Annotated in this window: 16 protein-coding genes; 12 read left to right on the top strand and 4 right to left on the bottom strand. The window is 61.6% G+C overall.

Annotated elements, in window-relative coordinates; translation table 11 throughout:
* Positions 1-57 precede the first annotated feature (57 nt).
* A complete protein-coding gene (gene fusA, locus IAE40_RS20155; protein ID WP_054892708.1) occupies positions 58-2,169 on the bottom strand; it encodes an elongation factor G in 2,112 nt (703 codons plus the stop codon).
* 71 nt (positions 2,170-2,240) lie between these two features.
* Positions 2,241-2,669 (bottom strand): hypothetical protein, encoded by a 429-nt coding sequence (locus tag IAE40_RS20160; RefSeq protein WP_200603747.1) that lies wholly within the window; start codon positions 2,667-2,669, stop codon positions 2,241-2,243.
* Between the two features lie 206 nt (positions 2,670-2,875).
* Between IAE40_RS20160 and IAE40_RS20165 the strand changes: the two genes are divergently transcribed.
* The gene (locus IAE40_RS20165) at positions 2,876-3,178 is read left to right on the top strand and encodes a hypothetical protein (protein WP_151923980.1); all 303 of its coding nucleotides are present in this window, start codon (positions 2,876-2,878) and stop codon (positions 3,176-3,178) included.
* Positions 3,179-3,181: 3 nt separating this feature from the next.
* On the opposite strand, the gene IAE40_RS20170 is transcribed toward IAE40_RS20165, so the two are convergent.
* A complete protein-coding gene (locus tag IAE40_RS20170; RefSeq protein WP_200603748.1) occupies positions 3,182-4,432 on the bottom strand; it encodes a 2-aminoadipate transaminase in 1,251 nt (416 codons plus the stop codon).
* Between the two features lie 110 nt (positions 4,433-4,542).
* Entirely contained in the window at positions 4,543-5,439 is an 897-nt protein-coding gene (gcvA, locus tag IAE40_RS20175) for a transcriptional regulator GcvA (RefSeq protein WP_063544338.1), read from the bottom strand.
* A 289-nt stretch (positions 5,440-5,728) separates the two neighbouring features.
* On the opposite strand from gcvA, the gene IAE40_RS20180 reads away from it, so the two are divergent.
* From IAE40_RS20180 to pgsA, 11 genes are all read left to right on the top strand, one after another.
* Complete coding sequence (locus IAE40_RS20180) at positions 5,729-7,114, top strand: amino acid permease (protein WP_112897967.1); 1,386 nt, start codon at positions 5,729-5,731, stop codon at positions 7,112-7,114.
* Between the two features lie 105 nt (positions 7,115-7,219).
* A complete protein-coding gene (locus IAE40_RS20185) occupies positions 7,220-7,717 on the top strand; it encodes a PaaI family thioesterase (RefSeq protein WP_063544342.1) in 498 nt (165 codons plus the stop codon).
* Positions 7,718-8,016: 299 nt separating this feature from the next.
* Positions 8,017-8,406 carry a DUF4398 domain-containing protein gene (locus tag IAE40_RS20190; protein ID WP_063544344.1) on the top strand — a complete coding sequence of 130 codons (390 nt, stop codon included), beginning with the start codon at positions 8,017-8,019 and terminating at the stop codon, positions 8,404-8,406.
* Between the two features lie 11 nt (positions 8,407-8,417).
* Positions 8,418-9,191, top strand: a complete 774-nt coding sequence (locus IAE40_RS20195; RefSeq protein ID WP_153773036.1) for an OmpA family protein — start codon at positions 8,418-8,420, stop codon at positions 9,189-9,191.
* A gap of 112 nt (positions 9,192-9,303) precedes the next feature.
* Positions 9,304-9,999, top strand: a complete 696-nt coding sequence (locus IAE40_RS20200) for a glutathione S-transferase N-terminal domain-containing protein (RefSeq protein ID WP_153773037.1) — start codon at positions 9,304-9,306, stop codon at positions 9,997-9,999.
* A gap of 145 nt (positions 10,000-10,144) precedes the next feature.
* Positions 10,145-10,543, top strand: a complete 399-nt coding sequence (locus IAE40_RS20205; RefSeq protein WP_063544348.1) for a DUF488 domain-containing protein — start codon at positions 10,145-10,147, stop codon at positions 10,541-10,543.
* Between the two features lie 16 nt (positions 10,544-10,559).
* Positions 10,560-11,009: a GNAT family N-acetyltransferase gene (locus IAE40_RS20210; RefSeq protein WP_200603750.1), complete on the top strand. Its 450-nt coding sequence runs from the start codon at positions 10,560-10,562 to the stop codon at positions 11,007-11,009.
* 143 nt (positions 11,010-11,152) lie between these two features.
* The gene (locus IAE40_RS20215; protein ID WP_054892717.1) at positions 11,153-11,542 is read left to right on the top strand and encodes a helix-turn-helix domain-containing protein; all 390 of its coding nucleotides are present in this window, start codon (positions 11,153-11,155) and stop codon (positions 11,540-11,542) included.
* 63 nt (positions 11,543-11,605) lie between these two features.
* Positions 11,606-12,244 (top strand): response regulator transcription factor GacA, encoded by a 639-nt coding sequence (gene gacA / locus IAE40_RS20220; RefSeq protein WP_065864334.1) that lies wholly within the window; start codon positions 11,606-11,608, stop codon positions 12,242-12,244.
* A 6-nt stretch (positions 12,245-12,250) separates the two neighbouring features.
* The gene (gene uvrC, locus IAE40_RS20225) at positions 12,251-14,074 is read left to right on the top strand and encodes an excinuclease ABC subunit UvrC (RefSeq protein ID WP_200603749.1); all 1,824 of its coding nucleotides are present in this window, start codon (positions 12,251-12,253) and stop codon (positions 14,072-14,074) included.
* Between the two features lie 33 nt (positions 14,075-14,107).
* Entirely contained in the window at positions 14,108-14,668 is a 561-nt protein-coding gene (gene pgsA / locus IAE40_RS20230; protein ID WP_054892720.1) for a CDP-diacylglycerol--glycerol-3-phosphate 3-phosphatidyltransferase, read from the top strand.
* Positions 14,669-14,783: the final 115 nt, after the last annotated feature.

Consider the following 14,783-nt stretch of genomic DNA (forward strand, 5'->3'; position numbering starts at 1 on the left):
TCGGCGGGGTCGACGCCATCGCGGAGCAATCGGGGCCCCGCGATGAGCTCGCCAGGGCTATTCCCCCCGGTTCTTCTTCACGATGCCATCGGCGATACTCGCCGGCGCCTCTGCATAGCGCGTGAACTCCATTGAGAAGCTGGCCCGGCCTTGGGTCATCGAGCGCATCGAGGTGGCGTAGCCGAACATCTCGCCCAGCGGCACCTCGGCGCGAATCACCTTGCCGGCGGGCGTCTCGTCACCATCCTGGATCATCCCGCGGCGACGGCTCAGGTCGCCCAGAATGTCGCCCTGGTACTCTTCGGGCGTTACCACCTCGACCTTCATCACCGGCTCCAGCAACACCGCGCCGCCTTTTTGAGACAGCTGCTTGGTCGCCATGGATGCGGCGATCTTGTAGGCCATTTCGTTGGAGTCGACATCGTGGTAGGAGCCGTCGAACACTGCGGCCTTGAGGTTGATCAGGGGATACCCGGCGAGCACGCCGTTCTTCATCTGTTCCTCGATGCCTTTCTGGATCGCCGGGATGTACTCGCGTGGCACCACGCCGCCGACGATCTCATTGATGAATTCCAGGCCTTCCTTGCCTTCGTCGCCCGGGGCGAAGCGGATCCAGCAATGGCCATACTGACCGCGTCCGCCAGACTGTCGGACGAAGCGGCCTTCGATCTCGCAGGTGTTGCGGATTTTTTCGCGGTACGCGACCTGTGGTTTGCCGATGTTGGCTTCGACGTTGAACTCCCGGCGCATGCGGTCGACGATGATGTCCAGGTGCAGCTCGCCCATGCCCGAGATGATGGTCTGCCCGGTCTCTTCGTCGGTGCGCACGCGGAACGAGGGGTCTTCCTGGGCGAGCTTGCCCAGGGCGATCCCCATCTTCTCCTGGTCGGCCTTGGTTTTCGGCTCGACCGCGACCGAGATCACCGGGTCCGGGAAGTCCATGCGCTCGAGGATGATCGGCTTGTCGATGTCGCACAGGGTGTCGCCGGTGGTCACGTCCTTCATGCCGATCAGCGCGGCGATGTCGCCCGCGCACACGTCTTTGATTTCGGCACGCTGGTTGGCGTGCATCTGGACCATGCGGCCGATGCGTTCCTTCTTGCCCTTGACCGAGTTGAGCACCGCATTGCCGGAACTGAGCACGCCGGAGTAGACGCGAGCGAAGGTCAGGGTGCCGACGAAGGGGTCGGTGGCGATCTTGAAGGCGAGTGCGGAGAACGGTTCCTTGTCGTCGGCATGGCGCTCGAGGTGCTTTTCCTCGTCGTCCGGGTCGGTGCCCTTGATTGCAGGGATTTCGCTGGGGGCGGGGAGGTAGTCGATCACAGCGTCCAGCATCAGTGGCACGCCCTTGTTCTTGAACGAGGAGCCAAGAATGGTCGGTACGATCTCGTTGGCGATGGTGCGTTGGCGCAGGGCGGCCTTGATCTCGTCGATGCTCAGCTCTTCGCCTTCAAGAAACTTGAGGGTCAGTTCGTCATTGGCTTCGGCCGCGGCCTCGACCATGTGCGCGCGCCATTCGTCGGCCAGGGCCTGCAGTTCGGCGGGAATCGGTTCTTCGCGGTAGCTGGTGCCCTGGTCGGCGTCGTTCCAGTAGATGGCCTTCATCTTCACCAGGTCGATCTGGCCGATGAAGTTTTCTTCGCTGCCGATGGCCAGCTGGATGGGCACCGGGTGGTGGCCCAGACGCTGGTCGATCTGCTTCACCACGCGCAGGAAGTCTGCCCCCTGGCGATCCATCTTGTTGATGTAGGCCAAGCGTGGCACGTGGTACTTGTTGGCCTGGCGCCACACCGTCTCGGACTGCGGCTCGACCCCGTCGGCGCCGCTGAACACCACCACCGCGCCATCGAGCACGCGCAGCGAGCGCTCCACCTCGATGGTGAAGTCGACGTGGCCGGGCGTATCGATGATGTTGAAACGGTACTTGTCGGCGAACTGCTTGGTTGAGCCTTGCCAGAACGCCGTGGTCGCCGCCGAGGTGATGGTGATGCCGCGCTCCTGCTCCTGGGCCATCCAGTCCATGGTCGCGGCGCCATCGTGGACCTCGCCCATCTTGTGGTTGACCCCGGTGTAGAACAGGATGCGTTCCGTTGTGGTGGTCTTGCCGGCATCGACGTGGGCGACGATGCCGATATTGCGGTACAGCTCGATGGGGGTTGTGCGGGCCATGGCAGGTCACCTGCAGGTGAGGATTCTCCCACGGTAGCAGACCGGGAGAATCCTGCTGCGCCGCCGGGCTGTCAGTCGGCCTGGGCTTGCAGTATCCAAGTGCCATCGACCTCGCGCGCCAGGCCGCTGGCCGGGAGCAGGGCCAGCAGCCGCTCATGCAGGTTCGTTTCGGTGAAAGTGCGCAGGGTGTTCAGATCGAGCTGGCCGAGCAGAGGCAGGTCGTTCTTGGTGTATGACAGCCAGGCTTTTTTCAAGGCTTGCAGCACATCGCTGCCTGCGGTGTTGGCGAAGCGCCGATGCATCGGGCGGCCATCGAACTCGAAGGTGTGGCGGTGGCTGTAGCTGCTTTCGTCGCCGTTCAGCTCGACGCAGCGATGACAGCGGCAGCCGCCGTCGCCGAAGGCGTTGCGCAGGTAGGTGTTGAAGTCCACGACGGGCTTGAGGGTCAGGCGTTTGTCGACCTCGAACAGGTCGGCGATCAGGGGTTCTTCGGCGCTCACGTGGTGTCCTCCTCTGGTATGGCGTGCATCGCCCGGCACCCTAACAGATCGACGGGGCCAGATCACCTGTTGCAGGCCGGCGCGTCGCAGGCGAGTCCACCGCGCTTCGTCGCTGCGGTTGACCCGCGAACAGGCCATTAGAGACAACAGGGATCACCTGCCGTACTCTACGCGCCCATACGACCATCCTGCCGAGGTAACCCCGCTTGAGCACCAAGTACCCCTACACCGCCACCGTGACCGTCAGCGCCGAAGACCGCGGAGGCGATACCGAAGCCTCGGAAAACCCAGGCATGCGAGTTGGTCTTGAGGCGGTGACCGAAACGCTGAAGAAGGTGCATTTCGTCGGTACGCTCGCGGCTCCTGAAAAACAGGCCACGCACATCTGTGTCACGCTAGAGAACGGCCTGACCTATTACGGCCCGATCGTCAACGGCCATGCCGAGCTCGAAGGCGGCTGGATCGCCTTCGAATCCGACATGCTTACGCCAGAAGAACTGGGGCTCTGAGTCTCAGCCCAGTGCGGCCAGGCACTGCTCGAGGATATCCAGCCCTTCCTCGAGTACATCCTCCTCGATGGTCAGCGGTGCCAGCAGGCGAATGATGTGGCGGGCCTTGCCACTGGGCATCAGCAGCAACCCCTTGGCTCGTGCAGCGTCCATTACCTTGGCCAGTTGCGCAGGCGCCGGGCTGCCGTCGGGGTTGACGAATTCGATCCCTCGCATCGCGCCAACGCCGGTCAGGCGCCCCAGGTAACGGCACAGGCCACTGGCCTTCCAGTGTTCGAAGCGTCTCACGATGGCCTGCTCCTGGCGCTCGCCCCAGGTGGCGAGGTTCTCGTCGCTCATCTGCGCCAGGCTGGCCAGGGCCGCGGCACAGGCGATGGGATTACCCGAATAGGTGCCGCCAAGCCCGCCCTTGGGCAGGGCATCCAGCAGTTCACGTCGGCCGACCACTGCACCCAGCGGCATGCCGCCGGCGATGCTCTTGGCCAGCAACAGAAGATCCGGTTCGATGCCCAGGCGTGGGAAGGCGAAGCGCTGGCCGGTACGTCCGAAACCGGACTGGATCTCGTCGATGATGATGAGAATGCCATGCTGGTCGCAGAAGCGGCGCAGGGCTTGGGCGAAGGTGGGGTCCAGCGCGAGGAAGCCGCCTTCGCCTTGCACCGGTTCGAGGATGAAGGCTGCCACATCCTCGACCGCAAGCTCGACGCTGAACAGCCGTTCCATGGCCTTGAGTGCCTGTTCGCAGGTCACGCCGGTATCGGCACTGGGGTAGGGCAGGTGATAGACCGGCCCCGGCAGCTCACCCACGCGTTGCTTGTAGGGGGCGACCTTGCCGTTGAGGTTGAGGGTGGCCAGGGTGCGGCCATGGAAGCCGCCGTCGAAGGCGATGACGGCGCGCTTGCCGGTGGCGCCACGGGCCACCTTCAACGCGTTCTCTGCGGCTTCGGCGCCGCTGTTGGTGAGCATGCCGGCGAGCGGGTAGTTCACTGGAACGAACCCTCTCAGTTGCTCCATGAGGTCAAGATAAGGCGCATGGGGCGCTGCATTGAAAGCGTAGTGGGTTAGGCGAGCGGCCTGGTGCTGAATGGCCTCAACCACTGCCGGGTTGCAGTGGCCCAGGTTGAGCACGCCGATACCGCCGACGAAGTCGATATAGCGCTTGCCGTCGGTATCCCAGACTTCGGCGTTGCGGCCATGGGAAAGTGTGATCGGGTGAACGATGGCGATGGACTGGCTGATACTTTCCTGATTCATGGACGCACGGAACCTTGTTCGAATTTCTTATTATCCAAGCGCGATGAATGTGTGTTCGGCAAACGAATTATTCGATTGGGATCATTCCTTGGATTCTCGAAGTTCGACTTTTAACCCTCTTCAGCTGCCCGTTCCAGGATCCACTCCACGAAGGCCTTCACCTTGGGCACTTCGGCCGCATGCTCGGCATGGGCCATGAAGTGCCGGCCATTGCTCGCCACCGGATGATTCCACGGCACCACCAGCTTGCCTTCGCTCAGTTCCTCGGCCACCAGATAACGCGGAATCAGGGCAATTCCGCAGCCTGCGATGGCTGCGCGGATGCACAGGTAGAAGGTGTCGAAGCGTGGTCCGTGGTAGCTGTTCTGGCTGTGCAGCCCCAGCCCAAGGAACCACTCGTGCCAGGCTTCGGGCCTCGATGCGCATTGCAGCAGACGGTGCTCGGTCAGCGACTGGGCACTGCCGAACGCATGTGCCTGCAACAGTTGTGGTGCGCACACCGGCACCACCTCCTCGCTGAACAGCTCCAGGCAGGTGGCGCCGGGCCAGGTGCCCTGGCCAAAGAAGAACGCGATATCGACCTTGGCCTGCACGAGGTCGAATGGCTCCAGTTCGTTACGCACGTCCAGGTGGATGCGCGGATGGCGTTCGCCGAAACCTTTGAGGTGTGGCACCAACCAGCGCGCGCCGAAGGTGGGTTGGGTGGCGATGCGCAGGACTTCCGTCTCGTCGCCGTAGCTGAGGATGTAGCGGCTGGAGATGTCGATCTGGGTGAGGATCTTGTTCACTTCGGTGAGGTACAGCGCGCCTGCCGGGGTCAGGTGCAGGCGTCGGCGAATACGCTGGAACAGCGGGTGGGACAACATGTCCTCGAGCTGTGCGACCTGTTTGCTCACCGCGCTCTGGGTGAGGTGCAACTCCTGCGCCGCACGGGTAAAGCTCAGGTGGCGGGCGGCTGCCTCGAAGCATTGCAGGGCGGTGGTGGAGGGCATCAGGCGTTTGGACATGACAGGCGTTACCAGGCAGGAAAAATAAGAAATGCATTCCAAAACGGAATCATGTGTTTCTAAAAGGTCGTTTGTTGAGCCACGCCTATAGATTAATACTGACCTGGATCAACGATTACAACCCGATGGAGAGGCAAGAGAAAAAACACCCCTTACTCCAACTTCCTGTCCTGTGCGCAGTGACAGCGAAAACTGCACAACAACAAGAAACAACAGCACAGACCTACAACAAAATCTGCTCAGACTCATCGCCGCCTTTTGCGGCGGCCGACCCATCAGAGGGTTCCCCATGGCATCGTCACAACAAAAGAAACAGCGTTCGCTGCAGCACGGCCTGACTTCGCGCCAGGTGTCCATGATTTCCATCGCAGGCATCATTGGTGCCGGCCTGTTCATCGGCTCCTCCAACGCCATCGCCACGGCAGGCCCGGCGATCCTCATTTCCTATGCCATGACCGGCCTGCTGGTGCTGCTGGTGATGCGCATGCTTGGCGAAATGGCCATCGCCAACCCCAACAGCGGTTCGTTTTCCACCTACGCCACCGAGGCCATCGGACCTTGGGCCGGTTTCACCATCGGCTGGCTGTACTGGTGGTTCTGGGTATTGATCATCCCGGTCGAGGCGATCGCTGGCGCCGATATCCTCCATGCCTATTTTCCCGATGTGCCGTCCTGGCTATTCGCCTTCCTGATCATGGTGCTGCTGTCGGGGACCAACCTGGTCAGCGTGAAGAACTTCGGCGCCTTCGAGTACTGGTTCGCGTTGATCAAGGTGGTCGCCATTCTCGCCTTCATCATCATTTGCAGCCTGGCACTGTTCGGCGTCTGGCCGTTGGCCAAGGTCTCCGGCGTCAGCCAGCTGTGGGCCAACGGAGGCTTCATGCCCAATGGCTTTGGCACGGTGCTGGGGGGCGTGCTGATCACTATCTTCTCCTTCTTCGGTGCCGAGATCGTCACCATTGCCGCCGATGAAACCGCCAACCCCAAGGAGAAGATCCGTCGTGCCACCAACCTTGTGGTGTATCGCATCGCTATCTTCTACCTGGCGTCGATCTTCCTGGTGGTGTCGCTGGTAGCTTGGAACGATCCGGGGCTCAAGGCCGTGGGCTCGTTCCAGCGCGTGCTGGAGGTGCTCAATGTGCCGGGCGCCAAGCTGGTGGTCGATCTGGTGGTGTTGGTGGCGGTGACCAGTTGCATGAACTCCGGGCTCTACACGGCCTCGAGGATGCTCTATTCGTTGGGCGCTCGCGGTGAGGCGCCGAGCATGACCCGGCGGATTTCCGGGGCTGGTGTGCCGACCGTAGCAGTGATCCTTTCGACGTTGGCGGGTTTCGCCGGCTGCTTCGTCAACTATGTGTTCCCGGGCAAGGTATTCGGTTTCCTGTTGTCGACCACGGGGGCCATCGCCCTGCTGGTGTACCTGGTGATTGCTGTTTCGCAACTGCGCATGCGTGCGCGGGCTGAGCGTGAGGGGACGGAGCTTGCATTGAAGATGTGGTTGTTCCCATGGCTCACCTGGCTGGTGATCGGGACTATCGTACTGGTGCTGGGGTACATGCTGTTCAGCGATGCCTATCGCTACGAAACCCTTATGACGGCCGGGGTTACGGCGGTGATCCTGCTGATTTCCGTGACACGGCGGCGAGAGAGGGCTGGTCGGGTGCAAGTCGTTTGAGGCTTGCGCTCATCCTGTGTTGCCGCTGCAGGTGAGTGCACAAGGAAGGGGGGAGCGCTACCATCTTTCCGCCATCCTTCCCATTCCAACAAGCACAGGAAGCGTATGAACGAGAAAGCACTCTCCCTCCAGCAACTGGCGGCGCCCGAAGGCTCCTGCTATGGCTGCGGTTGTTCCCATCCCAGTGGCCTGCATATCCAGAGCCACTGGGACAGCGACGGCGTGCACCTGCTGTGCCGGCACTCACCTGACAGCGGCTTCATCGGCTGGCCCGGATTGGTCTACGGTGGCCTGCTGGCGATGCTGGTGGACTGCCATTCCAACTGGACCGCAATGGCCTACCACTACCGGGCCGAAGGGCGCGAGCCGGGCAGCTTGCCGCGTATTGACTGTGTCACCGGCACCCTCAGCCTGACCTACCTCAAACCTACGCCCATGGGTGTCGAGTTGCTGCTCAAGGCCAGGGTTGAAGGTGAGGTCGGGCGCAAGAGCCGGGTCATCTGCGAGGTCTGGGCCGGGGACGTGCTGACCGTCCGCGCCGATTCGGTGTTCGTGCGTGTCGACACCGAAAAGCTCAAGCGGCAGGCGCACGAGCGTAGCTGAACCCTAGGGGCGGGTAGCCATCGGCTACCCGATGCAGCTTGCGGGTTGTCGAAAATTACCCGTGGTTGGTTCGGATAGTTCCTATGTGGCGTTCAATATCTGCGGAATAGTCTTGCAAGGCTTTTCCAAGAGACCGTCAAAGATGTTCTACGTTTCTCACTGATTGCTCCCCTCTCGTGGCGGCTGAACCAGCCCGCACCGCGAACATCGACCGTACCCTCTGGACCTTTCGACCATCACCGCGCGAACACGGCGGGAGCCCTGTGTTCGTGTGTCGTCAACTCACGAGGAGTTGTTCAATGCCTGCCCGATTCAATATCAATTTCCTGCCTGCTGCCGGCCTGCTCCTGGCGCTGGGTGGCTGCGCCAGTTCGCTCATGCCCAGCGAGCAGATCGAGCTGACCCGTAGCGCGGTCAACCGGGCGGTCTCTGCCGACGCCACGCAGTACGCGCCGGCGGAGATGCGTGCCGCCCAGGACAAACTCAACGCCATGGAGCGCGCACTGGGTGAGAAGGATGCCGCTCAGGTGAAGATACTCGCCGAGCAGGCCGAGGCCGATGCCCGTTTGGCCGAGCGCAAGGCTGCTGCTCGCAAGACCCAGGCGCAGCTTGACACTGCGCGCCAAGGCATCGAGGTGCTCAAGCAGGAATTGCTCGACGCCCCCCAAGCCATCGCTACCCCCCGCTGAGGAGAACCATCATGTCGAAATTCCATCTGCTGCCGGGTGTATCGGTTGTTGCTCTGATGCTGGCCGGTTGTGGCACCACCCCGGAAAACCCTGGGTTGCTCGAAGCGCGGGAGGCATATTCGGTGCTCCAGGCAAAGCCTGAGTCGAGTCGTGTTGCTGCGCTGGAAACCCGTGAGGCCTTCAGCGCTCTGGGACGAGCCGAGCAAGCTTCGCTCAAGGACCGCAAGAGCGCCGAGGTGACTCAGCTCGCCTATCTGGCCAACCGCAGGATCGAAACTGCCGAGCAGACCATCTTGCTGCGTCAGGCCGAAACTGGCCTGCAGGGCATCGAAGCTCAGCGCACCCTGGCGCGTCTGGATGTGCGGACCGCACAGCTCAAGGCGTTGCAGAGCCTCAATGCCAAACCCAGCGACCGTGGCACGGTCATCACCTTCGGCGATGTTCTGTTCGACACCGGGCGTGCCGAACTGCGTGGCGGCAGCTATCGTAACATTCAGCAACTCGCGCACTACCTGCAGCAAAATCCAGAGCGCAAGGTGTTGATCGAAGGCTTCACCGACTCGACTGGCAGCGATGCCCTCAACCAGCGACTGTCCGAGCAGCGCGCGGCGGCGGTGGCCAATGCCCTGCGTCGCCAAGGCGTGGCCGGCGATCGTATGGTCACTGCCGGCTACGGCAAGGAGTATCCGGTGGCAGGCAATAACGATGCACAGTCGCGCCAGCTCAACCGGCGCGTCGAAGTGGTCATCTCCAACGACGCCCAGCCTGTCCTGCCACGCTATTGATCCAGCGACAAGTGGCGCACCCGTGTGGGCGTCACTTTCGATCTCTGGAAGGCCATGGTCAAACCTTGACGTTGGTTCTAGAGTGATGATCCCTTCGCATTCGGAATCGACCATGACCGATCTGTCCGCTTTTCCCATCACACAGAAGTGGCCGGCGCAGCACCCCGAGCGCCTGCAACTCTACTCGCTGGCCACACCCAATGGCGTCAAGGTCTCGATCATGCTCGAAGAGATCGGCCTGCCCTATGAGGTACACAAGGTCAGCTTCGAGACCAACGATCAGCTGACGCCCGAGTTCATCTCGCTCAGCGTCAACAACAAGATCCCTGCGATTCTCGATCCCGACGGTCCCGGCGGGCAGGCATTGCCGCTGTTCGAGTCAGGGGCGATCCTCCAGTACCTGGCGGAGAAGACTGGCCAGTTGCTCAGCCAGGACCCCGCGCAGCGCTATCAGACCTTGCAGTGGCTGATGTTCCAGATGGGCGGCATCGGGCCAATGTTTGGCCAGGTGGGGTTCTTCCATTTCTTCGCTGGCAAGGATTACGAGGACAAGCGTCCGCGTGATCGCTACGTCAACGAATCCAAGCGTCTGCTCGGTGTGCTCGATCGTCACCTGAAGGGCCGTGAGTGGATGGTCGATGAGTACAGCATCGCCGACATCGCCATTTTCCCCTGGGTGCGCAATCTGGTGGATCGCTACGACGCCCGTGATCTGGTGGGCTTTGAGACGTTCAAGGAAGTGCAGCGAGTGCTGGCGAAATTCCTGGAACGTCCTGCGGTGCAGCGTGGGCTGAAAATTCCGGGCTGACTTGATCGAGGCCGCCCGCGCGGCCTCTTTTTTTACCCCGGGCGAGGGTTGCGCAGCGGCTGTCTGGTGTTGATCGAATGGCTGTCGCGTGACCTTGGTCAATGTAAGTCGTAGGCTGAGGGTGAAAATAGCGCCGGAAAATTCGATGATCTGTTGCAAGCGCGTGTATCAATCGGTTTCGCCTGAGGACGGACAGCGCGTGCTGGTCGATCGCTTGTGGCCACGCAATATGCGCAAGGATGCCTTGCACGGCCAGTGGTTGCGCGACGTTGCACCGTCGGATGCGCTGCGCAGGGCGTTTCATGCCGGGGATATGGACTTCGCCGGTTTTTCCGAGCACTACCGTGCCGAACTGGCGGCCCATCCTGAGCATTGGTATCCGCTGTTGGATCTGGCGGCCAAGGGGACCCTGACCCTGTTGTTCGCAGGCAAGGATACTGCGCACAACAATGCCCGGGTGCTCGCCGACTGGCTGGAAGAAGAGCTCGAGCGAAGGGGGCCGGGCAGTTCACCGGTGTGTTATGCCCAGGAGCCAGGCGGATAGAGATGCAATGACTCAAATATCACTTGAACTCGTTCCGGCTACCGCAGGCTGTCGTACCTTCGCCCGCGATCTGACGCGGCGCGCCATGCTCCCGTACTACCGCGAGTTCGACCTGTTGTGGATCGAAGAGGCATTTGACGAAGCTTGGAGCTGGCGCGAGCAGTGGCTGGTGAAGGCGGGTGAGCAAGTGCTGGGTTTCTGCAGCCTCAGTCAGGACCGCCAGGCCTTGTTCATCCGCGAACTGCACCTGCTGCCCGAGTACCGCGGGCACGGCGTTGGATCCTGGGTGCTGGGGCAGCTGGCCGGATGGGCAGCGCAACGTCGTTTGCCGTTACTGCGCCTGATGGTGTTCCGCAGTAACCCGGCCAGGCGACTCTACGCACGGTCGGGCTTTGTCGAAATAGGGGAAGACGACTGTTTCGTTCGTATGCAGCGCAATGTCATGGTCACGGGCGTGAGGTCTTGATGTCGGTACAGGTTTAGACAAGTGCCGTAATAGTAGCTTGTATTGGTTGGATCCAATGTGCATAGTGCCAACTGGATTCGTGGCTATTCGCCTGGGGGCCGGACGCGCCCAGGGCTATCTGATCGAGAGAGGAAGGGAGTCGAATGAAAGGATTCGGTCTGCGTTTGAGGGAAGAGCGCGAGCGGTTGGGATTGACCCAGCGAGTGTTCGGCGACATCGGGGGTGTCGAGCCAAACGCCCAAGGCAAGTACGAAAGTGGGGAGCGCACGCCGCGCATCGATTATCTGGCGGCGCTCGCCGCAAAGGGCGTCGATGCTGCGTACGTACTCAGCGGCCTGCGCACGCCGGCGCCATTGGAATGCCTCAGTGGCGATGAGAGCCGCGTGCTGGGTATGTTGCGACGGCTGACTTCAGCCGATCGGGCGGCGATCTGGCACCTGCTCGGGCGTTTGGCGGCAGATAACGAAAGCTACGAAAAGACTCGCCTGCGAAGGGCAGACCGCCAGGCATATGCCAATGACGCTTTGCGCTAGGTTCGTGATGAAATTTTTTGTTAAGGTGGCCGGATCCAATCGCCCCCATGACGAGGTGTCTGCTTGATTAGGGTACTTGTGGTCGATGATCACGATCTGGTGCGTACCGGTATCACGCGCATGCTGGCCGATATCGATGGGCTGCAAGTGGTCGGCGAGGCGGATTCGGGCGAAGCCGCCCTCAAGCTTGCCCGTGAGCTGAAACCCGACGTAGTCCTCATGGACGTCAAGATGCCCGGAATCGGTGGCCTGGAAGCCACGCGCAAATTGCTTCGCAGTCACCCGGATATCAAAGTTGTGGCCGTCACCGTGTGCGAGGAAGACCCGTTCCCCACGCGCTTGCTGCAGGCAGGCGCCGCAGGATACCTGACCAAGGGCGCGGGCCTCGACGAAATGGTCCAGGCTATCCGTCTGGCCTTCGCGGGGCAGCGCTACATCAGCCCGCAGATCGCCCAGCAGCTGGCGCTCAAATCGTTCCAGCCCCAGGGGTCACCGTTCGATGCGCTGTCTGAGCGGGAAATCCAGATTGCTCTGATGATTGTCGGCTGCCAGAAAGTGCAGATCATCTCAGACAAGTTGTGTCTGTCCCCCAAGACCGTCAATACTTACCGTTATCGGATCTTCGAAAAACTCTCGGTCACCAGCGACGTCGAACTGACATTGCTGGCCGTTCGCCACGGTATGGTTGACGCAAGCCTGTAATCCCCCATGTCCCAACTCTTTGATGCCAGCGCGTTCCTGGCGACCTGCAGCGGTCGCCCAGGCGTGTACCGGATGTTCGATGCCGAGTCCCGGCTGCTTTACGTAGGCAAGGCCAAGAACCTCAAGAAGCGTCTGGCCAGCTACTTCCGCAAGACTGGCCTGGCGCCGAAAACGGCCGCTCTGGTGGGGCGCATCGCTCAGGTCGAAACCACCATTACCGCGAACGAGACCGAGGCGCTGCTGCTCGAGCAGACGCTGATCAAGGAGTGGCGTCCGCCCTACAACATTTTGTTGCGGGACGACAAATCCTACCCTTACGTCTTTCTTTCCGACGGCGATTTCCCACGCCTGGGCATACATCGTGGCGCGAAAAAAGCCAAGGGCCGCTACTTCGGCCCTTATCCCAGCGCCGGGGCGATCCGTGAAAGCCTGAGCCTGCTGCAGAAAGCTTTCTCGGTGCGTCAGTGCGAGGACAGTTATTACGCCAACCGCACCCGGCCGTGCCTGCAATACCAGATCAAGCGCTGCAAGGGACCGTGCGTCGGCCTGGTCACGCCCGAGGAGTATGCCGAAGACGTACGGCATTCGGTGATGTTCCTCGAGGGGCGTAGCCAGCAGCTGGGCAATGAGCTCAACGCCGAGATGGAGCAGGCCGCCATGGCGCTGAATTTCGAGAAGGCCGCCGAGCTGCGCGACCAGATCGCCTTGTTGCGTCGCGTCCAGGACCAGCAGTACATGGAGGGCGGCTCCGGTGACGTCGATGTCATCGCCGCCTTCGTCAACCCGGGCGGGGCCTGTGTGCACCTGATCAGCGTCCGCAGCGGGCGCGTGCTGGGGAGCAAGAACTTCTTCCCGCAGGTGGGTATCGAGGAGGAGGTGTCCGAAGTGATGGCGGCCTTCCTTTCCCAGTACTACCTGGGCAACGCCGAGCGAGAACTGCCAGGGGAGTTGATCGTCAATGTGGTCCACGAGGACTTCCAAGCCATCACTGAAGCGGTACAGACCTTGCGCGGTCGCGACCTGGCCATCAGTCACCGAGTCCGAGGGACTCGGGCACGCTGGCAGCAACTGGCCGTGACCAACGCCGAGCAGGCGCTCAACGCTCGTCTGGCCAACCGCCAGCACATGGCCGCACGTTTCGAGGCCTTGGCTCAGGTGCTCAACCTGCCGGAGGTGCCGCAGCGCCTGGAGTGCTACGACATCAGTCACTCCAGCGGCGAGGCTACGGTGGCCTCGTGCGTGGTGTTCGGCCCTGAAGGCCCGCTCAAGTCCGACTACCGCCGTTTCAATATCGAAGGGGTCACCGCCGGTGATGATTATGCTGCCATGCACCAGGCCCTGACTCGCCGTTTCGGGCGGATCAAGGACGGCGAGGGCAAGTTGCCCGATGTGCTGTTGGTCGACGGCGGCAAGGGACAGCTGAACATGGCCCGTGAAGTCATGCAGGAGCTGGCACTGAGTGACCTTACCTTGCTCGGGGTGGCCAAGGGGGTGACCCGCAAGGCCGGTTTCGAAACGTTGTATCTCAACGATGTGGCCCACGAATTCACCCTCAAGGGCGATTCACCGGCACTGCACCTGATTCAACAGATTCGTGATGAGGCGCACCGTTTTGCCATCACTGGCCACCGCGCACGTCGCGGCAAGGCTCGCCGTACGTCCAGCCTCGAAGACGTTGCAGGGGTCGGGCCGAAGCGCCGTCGAGACCTGCTGAAACATTTCGGCGGCCTGCAGGAGCTCAACCGCGCCAGTGTCGACGAGATTGCCAAGGCACCCGGCATCAGTAAAAAGCTTGCCGAGTCGATTTATGCGAGCCTGCATAGCGAGTAGAATGCCGGGTTCAACTCGCAGCCAGTCGTACCGATGAATATTCCAAACCTGCTCACCGTTCTACGCGTCCTGCTCATCCCGATCTTCATTCTGCTGTTCTACGTGCCTTATCACTGGAGTTACGTAGCCGCCAGCAGCGTGTTCGCCATCGCCGCCGCAACTGACTGGCTCGATGGCTATCTGGCCCGTCGTCTTCAGCAGAGCACGCCGTTCGGGGCGTTTCTGGATCCTGTCGCCGACAAACTGATGGTTGCCGTGGCGCTGGTGCTGTTGGTGCAGGTGCACGCCAACTTCTGGCTGACGCTGCCCGCAGCAGTGATCATCGGGCGTGAGATCGTGGTATCCGCTCTGCGCGAATGGATGGCCGAGCTGGGGGCGAGGGCGCATGTGGCGGTGTCGAACCTGGGCAAGTGGAAGACCGCCGCGCAGATGCTGGCGCTGGTCATTCTGCTGGGCAATCCGCCGGTGCTGACCTTCTGGGTCGCACTCGGTTACGGGCTGTTGCTGGTGGCCGCAGGCCTGACTTTGGTGTCGATGGTGCATTACCTGCTGGCGGCCTGGCCGCACCTGCGCGAAGGCTCCGAGCAGAAGTAAAACTTTTTTTGAATCAAGGGGTTGACCTTCCCTGGCAGTTCGCTAGAATGGCACCCATCACGACGCGGGAATAGCTCAGTTGGTAGAGCACGACCTTGCCAAGGTCGGGGTCGCG

It is taken from the genome of Pseudomonas sp. S44 (assembly GCF_016624805.1).
Taxonomy (GTDB): Bacteria; Pseudomonadota; Gammaproteobacteria; order Pseudomonadales; family Pseudomonadaceae; genus Aquipseudomonas; species Aquipseudomonas machongensis.

Excerpts from the sequence above, each read along its gene's own strand:
- IAE40_RS20185 (WP_063544342.1), top strand. The coding sequence starts at position 7,220 with ATGAACGAGAAAGCACTCTCCCTCCAGCAACTGGCGGCGCCCGAAGGC.
- IAE40_RS20190 (WP_063544344.1), top strand. The coding sequence starts at position 8,017 with ATGCCTGCCCGATTCAATATCAATTTCCTGCCTGCTGCCGGCCTGCTC.
- fusA (WP_054892708.1), bottom strand. The coding sequence starts at position 2,169 with ATGGCCCGCACAACCCCCATCGAGCTGTACCGCAATATCGGCATCGTC.
- IAE40_RS20205 (WP_063544348.1), top strand. The coding sequence starts at position 10,145 with ATGATCTGTTGCAAGCGCGTGTATCAATCGGTTTCGCCTGAGGACGGA.
- uvrC (WP_200603749.1), top strand. The coding sequence starts at position 12,251 with ATGTCCCAACTCTTTGATGCCAGCGCGTTCCTGGCGACCTGCAGCGGT.
- IAE40_RS20180 (WP_112897967.1), top strand. The coding sequence starts at position 5,729 with ATGGCATCGTCACAACAAAAGAAACAGCGTTCGCTGCAGCACGGCCTG.
- IAE40_RS20170 (WP_200603748.1), bottom strand. The coding sequence starts at position 4,432 with ATGAATCAGGAAAGTATCAGCCAGTCCATCGCCATCGTTCACCCGATC.
- IAE40_RS20195 (WP_153773036.1), top strand. The coding sequence starts at position 8,418 with ATGTCGAAATTCCATCTGCTGCCGGGTGTATCGGTTGTTGCTCTGATG.
- IAE40_RS20200 (WP_153773037.1), top strand. The coding sequence starts at position 9,304 with ATGACCGATCTGTCCGCTTTTCCCATCACACAGAAGTGGCCGGCGCAG.
- gcvA (WP_063544338.1), bottom strand. The coding sequence starts at position 5,439 with ATGTCCAAACGCCTGATGCCCTCCACCACCGCCCTGCAATGCTTCGAG.
- IAE40_RS20215 (WP_054892717.1), top strand. The coding sequence starts at position 11,153 with ATGAAAGGATTCGGTCTGCGTTTGAGGGAAGAGCGCGAGCGGTTGGGA.
- pgsA (WP_054892720.1), top strand. The coding sequence starts at position 14,108 with ATGAATATTCCAAACCTGCTCACCGTTCTACGCGTCCTGCTCATCCCG.